Annotated in this window: 3 protein-coding genes and 2 pseudogenes; all 5 read right to left on the bottom strand. The window is 67.9% G+C overall.

The genetic code is table 11. The annotated features are described in order from the left end of the window. Window positions 1–78: pseudogene (locus OZ10_RS21865) on the bottom strand (elongation factor P-like protein YeiP); the annotation flags it as partial. 119 nt (window positions 79–197) lie between these two features. Continuing rightward, window positions 198–968: an SDR family NAD(P)-dependent oxidoreductase gene (locus OZ10_RS19995; protein WP_039410279.1), complete on the bottom strand. Its 771-nt coding sequence runs from the start codon at window positions 966–968 to the stop codon at window positions 198–200. A 136-nt stretch (window positions 969–1104) separates the two neighbouring features. Continuing rightward, on the bottom strand, window positions 1105–2001 hold the full coding sequence (locus OZ10_RS19990) for a hydroxymethylglutaryl-CoA lyase (RefSeq protein WP_039566833.1): 897 nt from the start codon (window positions 1999–2001) through the stop codon (window positions 1105–1107). A 109-nt stretch (window positions 2002–2110) separates the two neighbouring features. Beyond that, complete coding sequence (locus tag OZ10_RS19985; protein WP_039410283.1) at window positions 2111–2500, bottom strand: VOC family protein; 390 nt, start codon at window positions 2498–2500, stop codon at window positions 2111–2113. After that, window positions 2497–2594, bottom strand: a pseudogene (locus OZ10_RS22435) (enoyl-CoA hydratase/isomerase family protein); the annotation flags it as partial. The gene OZ10_RS19985 and the pseudogene OZ10_RS22435, both read right to left, overlap by 4 nt.

Genomic DNA, 2594 nt, shown 5'->3' with positions numbered 1-2594 from the left:
GCGCTCGATATCGCGGATCTGGTAAATGCCGCCGTTGTATTCGACGACGTTGCCTTTCTTGATGTCGTTAGCTTTCATGGGTCAAGTCAGAGATTGGGGATTGGGGATTCGGGATTGGCAAAACAGGATTTCAGGAGGCGGGAAGGATACGGCGTTCTTGCTGTGACGAATCCCCAATCCCGAATCCCCAATCCCGGCTACTTGGGTGCCAGGCGCACGCCACCGTCCAGGCGGATCACTTCGCCGTTGAGATAGCGGTTGCGCAGGATGAAGGCGACGGTGTCGGCGTATTCGTCGGGTTGGCCCAGGCGCGAGGGGAACGGAATCGAAGCGGACAGCGATTGCTGCACGGCCTCGGGCATGCCGTCGACCATCGGGGTCCAGAACACGCCGGGCGCGATCGTCATCACGCGGATGCCGAAGCGGGCGAGTTCGCGCGCCATCGGCAGGGTCATGCCCACCACGCCACCTTTGCTCGCGGCATAGGCGGCCTGGCCGATCTGGCCCTCGTACGCAGCGACCGAGGCGGTGTGGATGATCACGCCGCGCTCGCCGTCGTCGCCGGCGGCGTTGTGCTGCATGACATCGGCGGCCGCCTTGGCCACATTGAAGCTGCCGACCAGGTTGACCAGCACGGTGTTGCGGAAGGTCGCCAGCGGCATCGGCGCCTCCTTGCCCAGTACGCGCCCTGCGCCCAGGATGCCGGCGCAGTTGACGGCAAGAGAGAGCCCGCCCAACGCCTGCGCCGCCTGCGCGATATTGGTTGCCACCTGCGCCTCATCGGTGACGTCGGTGGCGAAGTAATGCGCATTGCCGGTGCCCAGCGCCGCCAGCGCCGCGTCGGCCTTGTCCGCGTTGACATCGAACAGGGCCACCTTGCCGCCGTCGGCCACGATGCGTTGCGCCACGGCCAGGCCCAGGCCGGAGACGCCGCCGGTGACAACGGCAAGAACAGAAGACGGCTGCATGCGATGGTTCCCTGTGATGCGTTGGATGCCGAGCGATGACGGCACGCGAACGGTGGACGAGACGGCCGGCAATTCTAGCCGAAGCCCTTGCGCCAGCGTGGCAGCGACGCTGCCGGCGCGTTGCGGTGCCGGTTGATCAGCCGGCCGCCGCGAGCGCCTTGCCGGTCTTGCTGCCGGTCTCGCGACCGAGCAGCTGCGCCAGCCAGCGGCCGGTGCGGGCGAGGGCGGGCAGGTCGATGCCGGTGGACACGCCCAACCCGTGCAGCAGGTACACCACATCCTCGCTGGCGACGTTGCCGCTGGCGCCCTTGGCGTACGGGCAACCGCCCGCGCCGGACACCGCCGCATCGACCACGCGCACGCCCTGTTCCAGGCATGCAGCGATATTGGCCAGCGCCTGGCCGTAGGTGTCGTGGAAATGCACGGCCAGCGCCTGCATCGGCACTTCCTGTGCGACCGCGGCCAGCATCTGGCGTGCCTTTGCCGGGGTGCCGACACCGATGGTGTCGCCCAGCGAAATTTCGTAGCAGCCCAGCGTATACAGCCGCTGCGCGACGTCCACCACATCGGCCACCGGCACCTGTCCCTGGTACGGGCAGCCGAGCACGGTGGAGACGTAGCCGCGCACGCGTACGCCATCGATGGCGGCCTGCTCCAGCACGGGCCGGAACCGCGCGATCGATTCGTCGATGCCGGCATTGGTGTTGGTGCGGTTGAACGCTTCCGATGCAGCCGTGAACACCGCGACCTCGCGCGCGCCTGCGGCATGGGCACGGACATAGCCCTGCAGGTTCGGCACCAGGACCGGGTAGGCGATGCCCGGCGCCTTGCCGATGCCGGCAAAGACCTCGGCGGCATCGGCCAGCTGCGGCACCCAGCGCGGACTGACGAAGCTGGTCGCCTCGATGCTGCGCAGGCCGGTGGCCGAGAGTTGATCGATCAACGCGATCTTGTCGGCGGTGGCGACCGGTTGCGCTTCGTTCTGCAGACCATCGCGCGGGCCGACTTCGACAATGCGGACGAAGTCGCTCATGCGCCCACGTTCCTGCATGCATGCCCGGGCGCGGCCGACGCAACAGCGGTCTCATGTACGCCCACGTCCGCGCAGGGAGATACAGTGCCTAAGGACATCGGAACGGTGCTCATGCGGCGCGGTGACAGACCGCTTCGAGGTTGTTGCCATCGGGGTCGAGCACGAAGGCGCTGTAATAGTGCGGGTGGTAATGCGGGCGCAGACCGGGCGCGCCGTGATCGCGGCCGCCTGCGGCGAGCGCTGCACGGTGGAAGGCGTCCACGCTGGCGCGATCGGCCGCCGCCAGTGCCAAATGCGCGGTGCCGGGAGCCTGCGCATCGGACCCCAGCCAGACGATTGCACGCTCGATGCCGAAGCCGGCGTGCGCGCGGCTGCCGGTCTGGGCCGCGCTCAATTCCACCAGCAGGGTCATGCCCAACGGGGCCAGCGCTGCGCGATAGAACGCGACACTGGCGGCAAGGTCGCCGCAGGCGATGCCAACGTGGTCGATCCCGCTCATGCCACGCTCTCCGGCACCCATGCTGGCGCCCGTTTGTCGAGAAAGGCCCCAAGACCTTCCTGGCCTTCGGGCGACACCCGCAGGCGTGCGATCC

Origin of the sequence: Xanthomonas cannabis pv. cannabis, assembly GCF_000802365.1 — a bacterium.
Lineage (GTDB): Bacteria > Pseudomonadota > Gammaproteobacteria > Xanthomonadales > Xanthomonadaceae > Xanthomonas > Xanthomonas cannabis.
This window is presented reverse-complemented; position numbering and strand designations above follow the sequence as displayed.